Source organism: Caecibacter sp. AF58-12pH5A (genome assembly GCF_027681725.1).
Lineage (GTDB): Bacteria > Bacillota > Negativicutes > Veillonellales > Megasphaeraceae > Megasphaera > Megasphaera hominis.
In genome coordinates this window covers 213,821-229,868 of sequence record NZ_JAQDBC010000002.1, presented here as the reverse complement: position 1 = coordinate 229,868, position 16,048 = coordinate 213,821, and the positions used below count along the sequence as shown (strand labels likewise).

The window sequence follows — 16,048 nt, the reverse complement described above, 5'->3', positions numbered from 1 at the left end:
GTAATACCACGTTCACGTTCTTCCGGTGCTTTATCGATATCAGCATAGTCTTCGAATTTAGCATAGCCTTTTTCGGAGAGTACTTTTGTGATAGCAGCCGTCAGAGTTGTTTTGCCATGGTCAACGTGACCGATGGTGCCAATGTTAACATGCGGTTTGGTTCTTTCGTAATGTTCTTTTGCCATTTTGCATTTCCTCCAATGTGTATTTTAGGATATTTTAGCCTTTGTCGCTAATAACTTTTTCCGCTACGTTCTTAGGAACTTCTTCGTAGTGGTCAAAAGTCATTGTATAGACGCCACGGCCCTGCGTCTTAGAACGCAGATCCGTTGCATAGCCAAACATTTCTGCCAACGGTACGAAGGCGTTGATGTGTTCTGCACCGGAACGCATTTCCATGCCTTCGACACGGCCACGGCGGGAGTTCAGGTCACCGATAACGTCGCCCATGTATTCTTCCGGAACAACAACTTCAACTTTCGTGTACGGTTCGAGGAGAACCGGGTTAGCTTTCTTAGCGCCTTCTTTGAAGCCCATGGAGCCGGCGATCTTAAATGCCATTTCCGAGGAGTCAACATCATGGTAAGAGCCGTCGAATACGACAACTTTGATGTCTACCATCGGGAAGCCTGCGAGTACGCCTGTTTCCATTGCTTCTCTGACACCAGCTTCAACGGAGCCGATGTATTCTTTAGGAATAGCACCGCCAACGACTTTGTTTTCAAATTCAAAGCCCTGACCAGCTTCCTGCGGAATAAGTTTGAGCCAGCAGTCACCATACTGACCACGGCCACCAGACTGACGGACGAAACGGCCTTCCTGTTCGACGCTCTTGCGAATGGTTTCGCGGTATGCAACCTGAGGTTTGCCGACGTTGCAGTCTACTTTGAATTCACGGGACATACGGTCAACGATGATGTCCAAATGAAGTTCGCCCATGCCGGAGATGATGGTCTGGCCTGTTTCGGCATCGGTGTGTACTTTGAAGGTCGGATCTTCTTCTGCCAGACGGGAAAGGGCTACGCCCATCTTTTCCTGGTCAGCTTTGGTCTTCGGTTCAACAGCAACGGAGATAACCGGATCAGGGAATTCCATTTTTTCCAGAATGATCGGGTGTTTTTCATCGCAAAGTGTATCGCCAGTCGTCGTATCTTTGAGACCAACAATACCGCCAATATCACCTGTATAGGCGATAGAAACTTCTTCACGGTGGTTAGCGTGCATACGCAGGATACGGCCTACACGTTCTTTTTTGCCTTTTGTAGAGTTGTAGACATATGTACCGGATTCGAGCGTGCCCGAATAAATACGGAAGAATGCCAATTTACCTACAAAGGGGTCAGCCATGATCTTGAAGGCCAGGGCCGAGAACGGAGCGTCATCCGATGCTTCGCGCGTTTCTTCTTCATCTGTGTCCGGGTTCGTACCTTTAACAGGAGGAATATCGAGCGGCGACGGCATGTAGTCTACTACAGCGTCGAGCAGCATCTGTACACCTTTGTTTTTGTATGCAGAACCGCAAAGTACCGGGAACATAGCGTTCGTGCAGACAGCTTTACGGATTGCTTTTTTGAGTTCGTCGATCGTGATTTCTTCGCCTTCGAGATACTTCATCATCAGTTCTTCGTCTGTATCGCATACAGCTTCGATCATGATGTTGTGGTATTCTTCGGCTTCGTCTTTCATGTCGTCCGGAATATCGACAACTTCGATTTCTTTACCGAGGTCATCATCATAAATTTCTGCTTTCATCGTGATCAGATCAATGATCCCTTTGAAATCTGCTTCAGCACCGATCGGCAGCTGAATAGCAACGGCGTTAGCCTGCAGACGGTCTTTCATCATTTGTACGCAGTTCAGGAAATCTGCACCAGTCGTATCCATCTTGTTGATGAAAGCGATACGCGGTACATGGTAGTGTTCTGCCTGACGCCAAACCGTTTCGGACTGCGGTTCTACCCCGCCTTTGGCGGAGAAAACAGCAACAGAACCATCGAGTACGCGCAAGGAACGTTCAACTTCTACCGTGAAGTCAACGTGCCCCGGAGTATCGATGATGTTGATACGATGTCCTTTCCAATGAGCCGTCGTAGCAGCGGACGTGATCGTAATGCCACGTTCCTGTTCCTGGGCCATCCAGTCCATGGTAGCAGCGCCATCATGAACTTCGCCGATTTTATGAACTCGGCCAGTGTAGAAAAGGATTCGTTCTGTTGTCGTGGTTTTACCGGCATCGATGTGGGCCATGATACCAATATTTCTTGTTTTTTCCAAAGGAAATTCTCTACCCACGATTTTTTCCACTCCTCATGTAATAATCTAATTACCAGTGATAATGTGCAAAAGCCTTATTGGCTTCAGCCATTTTATGCGTATCTTCTTTCTTCTTTACAGCAGCACCTGTGTTATTGAAGGCATCTATCAATTCACCGGCGAGCTTTTCTTTCATCGTGCGTTCGCCACGTTTACGGGCGTAGCCTACGGTCCAACGAATACCGAGGGACAGACGGCGGTCCGCACGTACTTCAACCGGTACCTGGTAGTTGGCACCGCCAACACGGCGGGCACGTACTTCAAGTACGGGCATTACATTGTTGAGAGCCTGTTCAAAAACTTCCAACGGTTCTTTGTTCATTTTGGAACGGATGATGTCGAATGCATCGTATACGATGGATTCAGCGACACCTTTTTTGCCGTCCAGCATTACTTTATTGATGAAGCGCGTTACCAATTTGGAATGGTACACCGGATCCGGCAGCACATCGCGCTTGGGCACTGGGCCTTTTCTTGGCATGTCTAATTCCTCCCTTTATATGTAGGTTATCTTTTCATCTTAACTTGGCTGGCAACGATTATTTGCCTTTTTTAGCGCCGTACTTGGAACGGGACTGATGACGATCAGCTACACCAGCTGTATCCAAAGCACCACGTACGATGTGATAACGTACACCAGGAAGGTCCTTAACACGACCGCCTCTGATTAATACAACACTGTGTTCCTGTAAATTGTGACCAATGCCGGGGATATACGCAGTTACTTCGATAGCGTTCGTCAAGCGTACACGGGCAACTTTACGCAGAGCAGAGTTAGGTTTCTTCGGCGTTGCTGTGTAAACACGTGTGCAAACGCCACGTTTCTGCGGGCAGTTTTTTAAAGCCGGTGCTGTGGATTTCGTAATGGAATCCTGACGACCTTTTCGAACCAATTGGTTGATTGTTGGCATATGGGCACCTCCTCTCCAAACAATTAGATTTATAATGTAATCACCAAAGGAGCCAATGGCTCCGGAAAGTGATATTACCAAAATTAAGCAAGCACTCCTACAGCGGCTGCGCCGACTTTGATCCGGCAGGCCTGTCCCAGCTCTGCCATGGTGCTATTCTGATCGACGGGGATTCCCATTTCAGAAGCACACGCCAGTAGCGGGGCGACAACCTGAGCATCGCAATCCCTCGCAATGTACAGCTGTGTGACTTCGTTTCGTTTCATTGCTTTTAGTGTCTGTTTGGCGCCGACAGTTTTCTTTGCGGTTCCCAATATATCTAAGCTCACGAAACATCACTCCTTAGAATATGCAATTTGTGCGCAGTACCAACACTGCGACACTTAGATATTTTATCATCAGGCCTGGGGGATGTCAATGTTTTTTTCGTAAAGTAAGCCATCTTTTATTACACTGTGCCGGGTGTTCTATTTTCTTTTATCCCAGCCCTATACAGCCTTTTCTATGAAAAATACAAAAAACATCCTGCTACCTGCCTCCCCACAGGGAAGCCGTAGCAGGATGTTTCATGATAAAGCGTAGTTACTTATGCTTCTTCCGGCATGTCGACGGGGTTGCCTTCTTCGTCTTCATACGTAACGGCCGGCGGAATCGTCTTGACAACTTTTACCTTACGGTAACGGCTCATGCCTGTACCGGCAGGAATCAGCTTGCCAATAATGACGTTTTCTTTAAGGCCCAGAAGCGGGTCGACCTTACCTTTAATAGCTGCATCGGTGAGGACACGTGTCGTTTCCTGGAAGGATGCGGCCGAAAGGAACGATTCTGTAGCCAGGGCGGCTTTAGTAATCCCCAAGAGGATGGCCTTGCCGACGGCTTCCTTGCTCCCGGCTGCTTTCAGACGCTTGTTCTGATCTTCAAAGATGTTGACGTCTACATAATCGCCAGGCAGGAGATCGGCAGAACCGGGATCTTCGATCTTAATCTTCCGAAGCATCTGGCGGACGATGACTTCGATGTGTTTATCGTTAATTTCAACACCCTGGGATTTGTAAACCTTCTGTACTTCGTATACGAGGTACCGCTGTGTAGCTTCTACACCGAGGATCCGCAGGATATCATGCGGGTTGATGGAACCGGCAGTAATACGCGTACCCTTTTCGATGACATCACCTTCGTGAACGACGAGGTGCGAGCCATACGGAATAGTGTAGCTCCGTTCTTCGCCGTTTTTGGCAACGACGTGTACGATATTGATATCGTGATGGTCTTCTTTTTCCGTAATGGAAACAGTGCCGTCGATTTCTGTAACGATAGCATTGCCCTTCGGTTTACGTGCTTCAAACAATTCTTCGACACGAGGAAGACCCTGTGTAATATCGCCGGCAGAAGCGACGCCGCCTGTATGGAAGGTACGCATGGTCAGCTGTGTGCCCGGTTCACCGATGGACTGGGCAGCAATGATGCCGACAGATTCACCGACGTTGACCTTGCCACCTGTACCGAGGTCACGGCCATAGCACTTAGCACATACGCCATAACGGCTGCGGCACGTGAGGACGCTGCGGATCTTGACCTTGTCGTAATATTTAACGACTTCTTTGGCCTTATCTTCCATAATTTCTTCGTTCAGCGGTACGATAACTTCGCCTGTGTCTTTATTAATCAATGTTTCAGCTGCCGTACGGCCAACAATACGGTCTTCCAGCGGTTCGATGACGCCATTGCCTTCGACAATAGCTGTTACATAGACGCCGCGGATATCGTTGTTGCGTACTTTTACTTCCGTTACGTCGCTCGTGAGGATGCGTTCAATAGCATCTTCCGTCAGCGGTGTACCGGCCGGGCAGATTTCATTCTGGTTCGAATCGATTACAGCTGTTTCAACGGTCTTGCCCAGCATATTTTCTACCATGGACTGGCGCAGGGCTGCGCGGATGCTGTCTTCCGGTGCGCCGAGATATACCGTTTCGATGACGTTGGTATGATTCATGTCGTCATTGATATCCATCTGGCTGCCACGGAGGGAGAGCTTCGGCACCTTGTGGGCAACGAGGACGTCCATATCATCTGTCGTCAGCAAGTGTTCTTCTTCGAAGATCACTTCGCCCGTTTCCGTATCGACAATTTCCTTAGCCAACACGCGGCCAATGAGCTTATCTGCCAAGAGCGTTACAGCCTGACGGCACGAGCCGGCCAGACGGGCCCGTTCGCGGACCAAATCGATACCGAATACGTCGCAGTCGTCTTCACGGACAATAACATCCTGGGAAACGTCAACGAGACGACGGGTCAGGTAACCCGAGTCAGCTGTACGCAGCGCCGTATCGGCCAAACCTTTACGGGCACCGTGGGACGATGTAAAGTAATCCAATACGGACAAGCCTTCGCGGAAGTTTGCTTTGATCGGCAAGTCGATGATCCGGCCAGACGGGTCAGCCATCAAGCCACGCATACCGGCAACCTGACGAATCTGCTGTTTATTACCACGGGCACCGGAGTCAGCCATCATGAAGATGGAGTTGAACGGATCCATGTTATCCATCATGACTTCTGTGACATCATCTGTTGCTTTTTCCCAAAGGGCGCAAGTCTTACGATAGCGTTCATCTTCCGTAATCAAGCCGCGCAAGTACATCTGTGTAACATTCTGTACCTGCTTATCGGCTGCGTCGAGGATGTCCCATTTTTCTTCCGGAATCTGAATATCCGAAATGGCAATAGACATACCGGCCTGTCGTGCATAGTGATAGCCAATGTTTTTAATACGGTCCAGGAGTTCGGCCGTTTCCGTATTGCCGACGAGATGGAAGCAGGCATCGACGAGCTTGCCGATCTGTTTCTTATTCATCAGTACGCCCAGGCAATCGACATCGACGTATTCTTTGCCTTCTTTAAAGGCGGCGACGGCTTCCTTGTCGATCTTACGCGATGGCAAGGGCCGTACACTCAGGAGGTCGACATTAAATTTATCTTTCATGGCCTGGAAGCCATAATCCAGGATGCGTCCTTCGCTATCTTTAATCTTAACGAAGTGTGTCGAATCAATGAGGCCGTTTTCATAGGCAAAGACGGTATCTTCCGGATTGGTGAAGACCATGACTTTATCTGTATGATACAAACGCAGTGGTTCGTACAGCTGGTAGTTATAGAGGAGCTTGCCTGCCGTCGTTTCGATGAGGCCGTGTTCCGGAATCCGGACTTTGATCAGGGCTTCAATTTCAATCGCTTTGGCATCGTAGGCGAGCATAACTTCATCGTAATCAGAGAAGATCTTGCCTTCGCCCTTAGCACCCGGTTTAACCAGTGTCAGGTAGTAGGCACCGAGAACCATGTCCTGTGTCGGTACGGCAACAGGCTTGCCATCCTTCGGCGCCAGGATGTTATGGGCCGAGAGCATGAGGGTTCTGGCTTCAGACTGAGCTTCAATGGAGAGCGGCAGATGGCAGGCCATCTGGTCACCGTCAAAGTCAGCGTTGTAGGCAGTACAAACGAGAGGATGCAGCTTGATAGCACGGCCTTCCCAAAGGATCGGTTCGAAGGCCTGAATGCCCAAGCGATGCAACGTCGGGGCACGGTTCAAGAGAACAGGATGTTCCTTAATGACGTCTTCCAGGACGTCCCATACTTCGCCATTGACGCGTTCTACTTTTTTCTTTGCGTTTTTAATGTTTGTAGCAATGCCCTTTTCCACAAGCTTTTTCATGACGAACGGCTTGAAGAGTTCCAAGGCCATTTCTTTCGGCAGACCGCACTGGTGCATTTTCAGTTCAGGACCGACAACGATAACGGAACGGCCGGAATAGTCGACACGTTTACCGAGGAGGTTCTGACGGAAACGGCCCTGTTTCCCTTTCAGCATATCCGACAGGGATTTCAGAGGACGGTTGCCCGGGCCCGTAACAGGACGGCCGCGGCGGCCATTATCGATCAATGCGTCGACAGCTTCCTGAAGCATACGCATTTCGTTACGGACGATGATATGAGGAGCGCCCAATTCGAGGAGACGGCTCAGGCGGTTATTACGGTTGATGACACGGCGATACAGGTCATTCAGGTCAGACGTAGCGAAACGGCCGCCATCGAGCTGTACCATCGGGCGCAGTTCCGGCGGAATAACCGGAACGACGTCGAGAATCATCCATTCCGGTTTGTTGCCGGAATGGCGGAAGGCTTCTACGACTTCCAAACGGCGGATCGCACGTACGCGGCGCTGGCCTGAAGAATCACGCAGTTCTTCACGCAATTCTTTATCTAACGCATCGAGATCCAGGTTCTGCAACAGTTCTTTAATAGCTGCCGCACCCATGCCGACGCGGAAACGTTCGCCATACATGTCATAATACTGGCTGTATTCTGTTTCTGTCAGCAGCTGTTTTTGTACGAGCGGCGTATCGCCCGGATCAAGGACGATATACGAAGCAAAATACAAGACTTTTTCCAGCGAACGCGGCGAAATATCAAGGATCAGCCCCATCCGGCTCGGAATGCCTTTAAAATACCATATATGTGAAACCGGCGTAGCCAGTTTAATATGCCCCATGCGTTCACGACGAACTTTGGTCCGTGTTACTTCAACGCCGCAGCGGTCGCAGACGACGCCTTTATAACGGATGCGTTTATACTTACCGCAATGGCATTCCCAGTCTTTTGTCGGCCCAAAGATGCGTTCACAAAACAGGCCGTCCCGTTCCGGTTTCAACGTCCGGTAATTGATCGTTTCCGGCTTTTTTACTTCGCCGTACGACCATTCCAGGATTTTTTCCGGTGATGCCAGACCAATCCGCATAGAATCAAATTCATTCACATCCAGCACAAATACCGCTCCCTTCTCTGCGTGTACTATTATTCTTCATCATTATTATCGGTATCGTTATCCCCACCGGGAACAGTTTCATAGGTCATGCCACTCATGACATCGTCTTCTTCGCCGGCTGTGACATACTCATCATCAGAGTTTTCTGCGTCATCCGGTGTAGCTGCGCCTGCTTCATGATGAGCTGCTGCGTCTACGCCTTCTTCGCCTTCCATAACCTGACGGATTTCGTCGCTATCACCCTGTTCGATATCGTCATCATCATCGAGTTCCTTAATGACGACTTCTTCACCGTCTTCATTCAGGATCTGTACGTCGAGGCCGATAGCCTGCAATTCCTTCAGCAATACCTTGAAGGATTCCGGTACGCCCGGTTCAGGAATATTTTCGCCTTTGACGATCTTTTCGTATGCCTTAACACGGCCGACGACATCGTCAGATTTCACTGTCAGCATTTCCTGCAGCGTATAGGCTGCGCCGTAGGCTTCGAGAGCCCAAACTTCCATTTCCCCGAAACGCTGGCCACCGAACTGGGCTTTACCACCGAGCGGCTGCTGTGTAACCAGGGAGTACGGGCCGGTCGAACGGGCATGGATCTTATCGTCGACCAGGTGATGCAGTTTGAGGAAGTACGTGTAACCGACAGTGACGCGGCGGTCGAACGGTTCGCCTGTACGGCCATCGTAGAGGACCGTTTTGCCATCTTCCGGCAGGCCGGTCATCTTGAGGGCTGCAAAGACGTCTTCTGCATGAGCACCATCGAATACCGATGTAGCAATGTGAATACCGGCTTTATCCGGCTTTGGCATGCCGTATTTATCATAATCATAGCCATTTTCACGCAGTTTGGCTTCCAGTGTCGGATCCATGTTCTTGATCTGCATGCCTAATTCATGCATGGCCCAGCCCAAATGAGTTTCCAGTACCTGTCCGATATTCATACGGGAAGGTACGCCCAAGGGGTTCAGCACGATCTGAACCGGTGTGCCATCAGGCAGGAACGGCATGTCTTCCTGGCGCATAACGCGGGAAACAACGCCCTTGTTACCATGACGGCCGGACATCTTATCGCCTTCGTGAATCTTACGTTTCTGGGCAATGTAGACACGGACCAGACGGTTTACGCCCGGCGGCAGTTCATCGCCATTTTCACGGGAAAAGACGCGAACGTCGACGATCTTGCCGGATTCGCCGTGCGGTACACGCAGGGACGTGTCACGGACTTCCCGTTCTTTATCACCGAAGATAGCCCGCAGGAGACGTTCTTCCGGAGTCAGTTCCGTTTCGCCCTTCGGCGTTACTTTACCGACCAATACGTCACCAGGGAATACATCGGCACCGATCATGATAATCCCGTCTTCATCGAGGTTCTTCGTGCTGTCTTCGCTGACATTCGGGATTTCACGGGTAATTTCTTCAGAGCCTAATTTCGTATCACGGGCATCGCATTCATATTCTTCAATATGGACGGATGTATAGAGATCGTTTTTCGGCAGATCTTCACTAAGGAGAACAGCATCTTCGTAGTTATAGCCTTCCCACGGCATGTAGGCGACGAGAATGTTATAGCCAAGAGCCAATTCGCCACCATCGGTAGCCATGCCGTCAGCCAGTACCTGGCCGGCTTCTACATGTTCACCCTTATAGACGAGAGGACGCTGGTTGATGCAGGTGCTCTGGTTAGAACGGACGAATTTGATCAATTTATACGAATCTACAGAGCCTTCGTCTGTCGTAACTACGATTTCATCACCGGTTACGCGTTTTACGATACCGGCATGTTTTGCCAGGATGCAGACGCCGGAGTCACAGGCGGCTTTGTATTCCATACCTGTACCGACGAGCGGTGCCTGCGTGCGCAGGAGAGGTACGGCCTGACGCTGCATGTTCGCACCCATGAGGGCACGGTTCGCATCATCGTTTTCCAGGAACGGAATCATAGAAGTACCGACGGAAACAACTTCTTTTGGCGATACGTCCATGAAGTCTACGCGTTCTGCCCGGAATTCACGGGTATCTTCACCGTGACGGCAGGCAACACGTTCATTGACGAAATGGCCGTCGTCCGTCAGCGGTTCGTTAGCCTGGGCAATGATATACTGTTCTTCTTCATCAGCTGTAATATAATGTACGTCGTTCGTTACGACGTGTGTTTCTTTATCTACACGGCGGTACGGTGCTTCGATGAAACCGAATTCGTTTACTTTACCAAAGCAGGCCAAGGAAGAAATCAGGCCGATGTTCGGACCTTCAGGCGTTTCTACCGGGCACATACGGCCGTAGTGAGAGTGATGGACGTCGCGGACTTCGAAGCCTGCGCGTTCACGGGAGAGACCGCCAGGGCCAAGGGCACTGAGACGGCGTTTATGTGTCAGTTCAGCCAAGGGGTTTGTCTGGTCCATGAACTGGGACAGCTGGCTGGAACCGAAGAATTCTTTAATAGCAGCTACGACAGGGCGGATATTGATCAGCATCTGCGGGGTGATCTGTTCCGTATCCTGTGTCGTCATGCGTTCGCGGACAACACGTTCCATACGGGTCAGGCCAATGCGGAACTGATTCTGGAGTAATTCACCGACGCAGCGCAGACGACGGTTGCCCAAATGGTCAATATCGTCGACATTGCCAAAGCCATCCATGAGGTTCAGGAGATAATCAATATTGGCAATGATGTCTTCCGGCGTAATCGTGCGATGGTCATACGGAAGATTGCTGTTGTTACAGATCACCTTATATACAGAACCATCAGCTTTTTCTACGTACGCAATGGCCAGGCCATCACCGGCATAGACGCCGCTTTCTTTAATCTTTTCAACTTCGGCCGAGCCAATTTCCGTATGTGCTTCGATGACGACTTCGCCCGTTTCCGGATTGACAATCGGTTCGTGCAGGGTAAGGCCAAAGAGGCGGCGTTCCCAGCCCAGCTTCTTACCAGCCTTGTAACGGCCAACGCGGGCCATGTCATAGCGGCGCGGATCAAAGAAGAGGTTTTCAAAGAGGCTGCGTGCGCTTTCTACTGTCGGCGGTTCGCCCGGACGGAGTTTTTTATAAATTTCTACGAGTGCTTCATCCTGCGATTCTGTCGTATCCTTTTCAAACGTCGCTTTCAGGCGTTTGTCGTCATAAAACAGTTCGAGAATATCCGCGTTGCTCGACCAGCCTAAAGCACGGATCAATACGGTAACCGGGATCTTACGGTTACGGTCGATACGGGCATAGACGATATCGTTTGCATCTGTTTCGAGTTCGATCCAGGCACCACGGTTCGGGATAACCGTCGAGTTGTACAGACGGATCCCCATGGGGTCGATTTCACGACCGTAGTACACGCCAGGAGAACGGACCAACTGGCTGACGATAACACGTTCAGCACCGTTGATAATGAACGTACCTGTATCGGTAATCAGCGGAAAATCACCCATAAATACTTCCTGATCCTTAATTTCACCGGTCACATGATTGACCAGGCGGATCTGGACACGCAATGGCGCAGCATACGTCGTATCACGTTTCTTGCACTCCTGGATGTCGTATTTGGGATCTCCCAATTTAAAATTTTCAAAGGACAAGGATAAATTCCCCGCGGCATCTTCGATAGGCGAAATATCCTTGAATATATCTTTCAGCCCTTTTTCTAAGAACCATTCGTAAGACTTAATCTGTAAGTCCAGCAAATGCGGCATCTTCAAGACTTCGTTGATCTTCGCATACGTATAGCGAGTTCTTTTCCCAACTTGTACAGGTTTGAACATGCTGTTACTTCACCCCTTATAAAAAGTAAATCATTCGACGGAAACGTATCTTGCCAAAGCGACAAAAAAGCAAGGCTCCCTATCAAGAATAGACTGAACCTTGCTTAATTTTTTTGTTGACCGGAAGCATTTCCTCCATGCATTTCACCAATAGCACACTCGCAAATTGAACATTTTGCAATGAGTAATTATATCATGTGAAAATACACTTGTCAACTTTTATTTTATTGTTTTTTTCTTTAAAATTTACTGGATTTTGGCCAGTGTATATTTCTTTTTACCCTTCCGCACGATAACGAAGTGGCCATGAGAATTTTTATGAGGCCGTACGATTTCGTCCAGGCTGGTTACTTTCACGCCGTTAATCGTAATGGCACCATTCGTTACGTCTTCACGGGCCTGCCGCTTGGACGAATAAATGGTAGAATCGACGAGCCAGTTGACGACGTCTTTTTCTTCATTCGTCACATTGACCGTCGGCATCTTGCCAAAGGCCTGGGTGAGTTCGCTTTCCGAAAGATCGGCAATGCTGCCATGATACAGGGCTTCTGTAATATTCTGGGCTTCTTTCAGCGCTTCCGGGCTGTGTACGAAGGACGTTACTTCTTCAGCCAGACGGCGCTGGGCCAGGCGTTTTTCCGGTTCGGTCTTAACGGCTTCTTCGAGAGCATCGATTTCTTCTTTGCTGAGGAAGGTAAAGTATTTCAGGTATTTTACGACGTCAGCATCGTCCTGGTTGAGCCAGAACTGATAGAATTCGAAAGGCGAGGTCTTCTTCGGATCAAGCCAGATAGCACCGCCGGCCGTCTTGCCAAACTTCGTGCCATCCGCTTTCAGCATGAGCGGAATGGTGAGGGCATAGACCGGTGTATTGCCGCCGTGCATCTTACGGATCATATCGATGCCGCCGGTAATGTTGCCCCACTGATCAGCACCACCGACCTGGAGCTGTACATCATGAGTGCTGTACAGGTGTTCATAATCGACAGCCTGAAGGATCTGGTATGTAAATTCCGTAAAGGAAATACCGTTTTCCAAACGGCTGGCAACGACTTCCTTCGCCAGCATGATGTTAATGGGGAAAAGCTTGCCATAGTCGCGCAAAAAGTCGAGCAGGCTGATCTTAGAAAGCCAGTCGTAGTTATTGACGAACGTAATGTTTTGGTCGTCACCAAAAAGGTGAGTAAACTGGGCTTTTAATTTTTCCGCATTGGCCTGGATGGTTTCCATGGTCTGCAGCTGCCGTTCTGTCTTGCGGCCGCTGGGATCACCGATAGCGCCCGTACCACCGCCGATGACGATATACGGGTGATGACCTGCCATAGCAAACCGTTTCAACATCATAAACGGAATCAAGTGACCAATATGAAGGCTGTCCCCCGTCGGGTCAACGCCGCAATACAGGGAGATGCTCTTTTCCTCTGTAAGTTTACGGAGATTTTCTTCTTCTGTCATCTGATTTACGGCACCACGCCAGGACAATTCATCAATAATGTTCATCTAACCTGCTCCTTTATCTATATAATGTAATCTGTTTACTCATTATAGACTACTGCCTTGCCTACGTCAATGACAGGCCTTTGCTCCTGTTTTGTTCCTTACTTAGGCTGACGGCGCAGATGGACGGAAAAGCCATGATACAGTTCTTTGAAGTATGCCAGACGCACGCGGCCCTGATCATCATAGGTAAAACCGTCTTCGGCAAATTCAACACCCTGCCGTTTGTAGTAGGCGATGGCCCGGTCTATATCACGCGTATCGATACCGACGTGACCCTTTTCGCCAGGCAGCTTTTTATAGCATACTTCTACGAGCGTTCCTACAAACCACGAGGCACCAGGCACTTCGATTTTTTCCTGATGCAAGAGGCCGCACAGGCGGTCGGTCACAGCTTCTGCTTCTTCTTTCGTCTGGCAGTGAATGCCCGTGTGGCAAATAGCAAAGCCCAGGAGCTTATCGACGGCAGCCTGGCAGGTCGCCGTAATATCAGCCCATTGGCGGTTTTTGACCATAGCTGACGGTGTCATAAAGCTGCCACCCACAGCAGCGACATTGGGCAGGTCCAGATATTCCAGCATATTATCGTAATTAACGCCGCCTGTAGGCACGAATTTCATATGTCCAAAGGGGCCGGCCAAAGCTTTCAGTGTCTTCACGCCGCCATAGGCTGCAGCCGGGAAGAATTTGCAGACTTCAATGCCCATGCCGTTAGCTGCTTCAATATCTGCCGGCGATACCGTACCGGGCAGGATATCGATGTGATTACGCAGGCACCATTCTGTGACAGCTGGATTAAAGGCCGGCGTAACGATAAATGTAGCCCCTGCCCGGACAGCGGCTTCTGCCTGAGCTACATTATGCACCGTACCGGCGCCGACGATGAGGCCCGGAACGTGTTGGGCCATAGCGCGGATCGTATCGAGGCAGGCATCCGTGCGGAAGGTCACTTCTGCAATAGGAATACCGCCAGCAACCAGGGCCTGGCCAAAGGGTACAGCCTGGGCCGCATCATCGAGAACAATCAAAGGAACTAAGCCTATATCCAATATAGTTTGCATGTTTTTACTAATCATTGTACATCTTCCCCCTCATTATTACGTTGAAATGTTTCCAGCTCCTGCCGGGTGGGCAGGCCTTCATTATCACCGGCTACCTGAATCTGCAGGGCACCGATAGCAGCGCCGCGCCGGGCGGCAGCATACAAAGACAGGCCATCCAGCACACCGCTGGTAAAGCCTACGGCAAAGCCATCGCCAGCCCCGACGGTATCCACGATAGTCGCAACGGGATAGCTGGGAACGTACTGTGCGCCGGCTGCCGAGCAGACATAGGCGCCGTGGCTGCCACCGAGCTTGATGACCGCCATCTGTACACCCTGGTCCAAATAAAACTTGCCAATTTCCTTTTCATCGGCCAGACCGGTAATCCGCTTGGCTTCTTCCAGTCCTGGCAGAACAATGTCTGCATGCAGGCTGGCTTCACCAATGACCTTACACATTTCCCTTTCGGAAGGCCAAAGCATGGGCCGCAAATTAGGGTCAAAGGAAACTAAAGCGCCGTGCTGCCGGGCCTGTTCCATCAGGGCATAAATGGACTGCCGGCAAGTATCCGATAAGGCCAGGGGAATTCCCGTCACGTGCACGAGTTTGACATCCTGCCAGTCAATCGCGTCGAGTGCAGCCGGCAGCAAATGAGTAAAAGCCGTATTTTTACGGATATTGGCAACCTTGGGATCGCCGCTCGACACCTTTTCCTTCATTTGGTAACCCGTCATATAGGCCGTATCTGTCTGCACATAGGCATCGTGAATATGATTTTCCTTTAGGAAATTGCGAATGCAGGCGCCAAAAGGATCAGCACCCACGCGGGAAATGTAATAGGCATCGAAGCCCAGCCTGGCCATCCCTACGATATAGTTCAGTTCTGCGCCGCACACATGGCGCTCAAAATGTTCCACCAGGTCCAACGGACCTTCACTTTCTGCTACGAGGAGGCCCATGGCCTCACCGATTGTTAAAACTTTTGTCATGAATACACCTCATTCTGTTTTCAGTACGCTGTACTTCATCCGGCAGGCAAACAAGACGTCTGCTGCCGCCACGGGCTAGCCTTGAACGGCAGCCGTGTAAAAGGCAGCAGCTGCTTCGATTTCCTGCCAGGCGCCACGGGCCACCCGTTCAGCACTGACCAGATTATTGCTAATACCGAAAGAATCGACGCCGGCTGCCAAAAATTCGTGAATATTCTGCTCCGATACGCCGCCTACAGCAGAAAGCCTGAGCTGCGATAAGGAAGATTTCACAGCCTTAAAGTAAGCCGGTCCCAGGCCGGATGCCGGGAAAATCTTGACGATATCGGCACCGCTTTCCCAGGCCAGTTCGGCCTCCGTCGGCGTGTAGGCACCAGGCAGGGAAAGGAGTCCCAATTCCTTCGTACGGCGGATAACATCCACATTGGTATTGGGAGAAATCATAAACTCTGCACCGGCAGCTGCCGCATCTTCTACCTGCTTAACTGTCAGCACCGTTCCGGCACCAATATGCAGGGACGGATAAAATTTTTCCTTCAAAAGGGCAATGCTCTGTAACGTATCTGCACAAGCCGCTTCATCACCAGGCCGGTAGGTCACTTCCACAAAGCGCACGCCGCCCCTGGCCAAGGCTTCTACAGCCGGCACAATGGACGAACTCGGCACGCCCCGGATAATAGAGATTATTTTTGCTTCCAGCATTTCCTGTAATACGCTCATACGCTTC

11 protein-coding genes are annotated in these 16,048 nt (G+C 50.3%); all 11 read right to left on the bottom strand.

Translation table 11 applies throughout. The features are described from left to right. A partial coding sequence (locus PGX44_RS02280; protein ID WP_498854094.1) for a GTP-binding protein occupies nt 1–185 on the bottom strand: 185 nt, incomplete at its 3' end. A gap of 34 nt (nt 186–219) precedes the next feature. Next, nucleotides 220–2,292, bottom strand: coding sequence for an elongation factor G (gene fusA / locus PGX44_RS02275; protein ID WP_186503315.1), 2,073 nt, complete (start codon nt 2,290–2,292; stop codon nt 220–222). 31 nt (nt 2,293–2,323) lie between these two features. After that, complete coding sequence (gene rpsG / locus PGX44_RS02270) at nt 2,324–2,794, bottom strand: 30S ribosomal protein S7 (protein WP_498854093.1); 471 nt, start codon at nt 2,792–2,794, stop codon at nt 2,324–2,326. Between the two features lie 58 nt (nt 2,795–2,852). Beyond that, complete coding sequence (gene rpsL / locus PGX44_RS02265) at nt 2,853–3,224, bottom strand: 30S ribosomal protein S12 (RefSeq protein WP_186503311.1); 372 nt, start codon at nt 3,222–3,224, stop codon at nt 2,853–2,855. Nucleotides 3,225–3,307: 83 nt separating this feature from the next. Next, nucleotides 3,308–3,553 (bottom strand): ribosomal L7Ae/L30e/S12e/Gadd45 family protein, encoded by a 246-nt coding sequence (locus tag PGX44_RS02260; RefSeq protein WP_498854092.1) that lies wholly within the window; start codon nt 3,551–3,553, stop codon nt 3,308–3,310. Between the two features lie 257 nt (nt 3,554–3,810). Continuing rightward, nucleotides 3,811–8,040: a DNA-directed RNA polymerase subunit beta' gene (rpoC, locus tag PGX44_RS02255; protein WP_498854091.1), complete on the bottom strand. Its 4,230-nt coding sequence runs from the start codon at nt 8,038–8,040 to the stop codon at nt 3,811–3,813. A gap of 29 nt (nt 8,041–8,069) precedes the next feature. Then, nucleotides 8,070–11,792, bottom strand: a complete 3,723-nt coding sequence (gene rpoB / locus PGX44_RS02250; RefSeq protein ID WP_498854090.1) for a DNA-directed RNA polymerase subunit beta — start codon at nt 11,790–11,792, stop codon at nt 8,070–8,072. Nucleotides 11,793–12,038: 246 nt separating this feature from the next. Beyond that, nucleotides 12,039–13,292 carry a tyrosine--tRNA ligase gene (gene tyrS / locus PGX44_RS02245; RefSeq protein ID WP_498854089.1) on the bottom strand — a complete coding sequence of 418 codons (1,254 nt, stop codon included), beginning with the start codon at nt 13,290–13,292 and terminating at the stop codon, nt 12,039–12,041. Between the two features lie 98 nt (nt 13,293–13,390). Beyond that, nucleotides 13,391–14,350 (bottom strand): bifunctional 4-hydroxy-2-oxoglutarate aldolase/2-dehydro-3-deoxy-phosphogluconate aldolase, encoded by a 960-nt coding sequence (gene eda, locus PGX44_RS02240; protein WP_498854088.1) that lies wholly within the window; start codon nt 14,348–14,350, stop codon nt 13,391–13,393. 11 nt (nt 14,351–14,361) lie between these two features. Then, on the bottom strand, nt 14,362–15,321 hold the full coding sequence (locus tag PGX44_RS02235) for a sugar kinase (RefSeq protein WP_498854087.1): 960 nt from the start codon (nt 15,319–15,321) through the stop codon (nt 14,362–14,364). Between the two features lie 75 nt (nt 15,322–15,396). Further along, on the bottom strand, nt 15,397–16,041 hold the full coding sequence (locus tag PGX44_RS02230; RefSeq protein WP_498854086.1) for a bifunctional 4-hydroxy-2-oxoglutarate aldolase/2-dehydro-3-deoxy-phosphogluconate aldolase: 645 nt from the start codon (nt 16,039–16,041) through the stop codon (nt 15,397–15,399). Nucleotides 16,042–16,048: the final 7 nt, after the last annotated feature.

What these genes read in the sequence shown, in the direction of transcription:
- rpsG (WP_498854093.1), bottom strand. Translation starts at nt 2,794, where the DNA reads ATGCCAAGAAAAGGCCCAGTGCCCAAGCGCGATGTGCTGCCGGATCCG.
- rpsL (WP_186503311.1), bottom strand. Translation starts at nt 3,224, where the DNA reads ATGCCAACAATCAACCAATTGGTTCGAAAAGGTCGTCAGGATTCCATT.
- rpoB (WP_498854090.1), bottom strand. Translation starts at nt 11,792, where the DNA reads ATGTTCAAACCTGTACAAGTTGGGAAAAGAACTCGCTATACGTATGCG.
- tyrS (WP_498854089.1), bottom strand. Translation starts at nt 13,292, where the DNA reads ATGAACATTATTGATGAATTGTCCTGGCGTGGTGCCGTAAATCAGATG.
- eda (WP_498854088.1), bottom strand. Translation starts at nt 14,350, where the DNA reads ATGCAAACTATATTGGATATAGGCTTAGTTCCTTTGATTGTTCTCGAT.
- PGX44_RS02235 (WP_498854087.1), bottom strand. Translation starts at nt 15,321, where the DNA reads ATGACAAAAGTTTTAACAATCGGTGAGGCCATGGGCCTCCTCGTAGCA.
- PGX44_RS02230 (WP_498854086.1), bottom strand. Translation starts at nt 16,041, where the DNA reads ATGAGCGTATTACAGGAAATGCTGGAAGCAAAAATAATCTCTATTATC.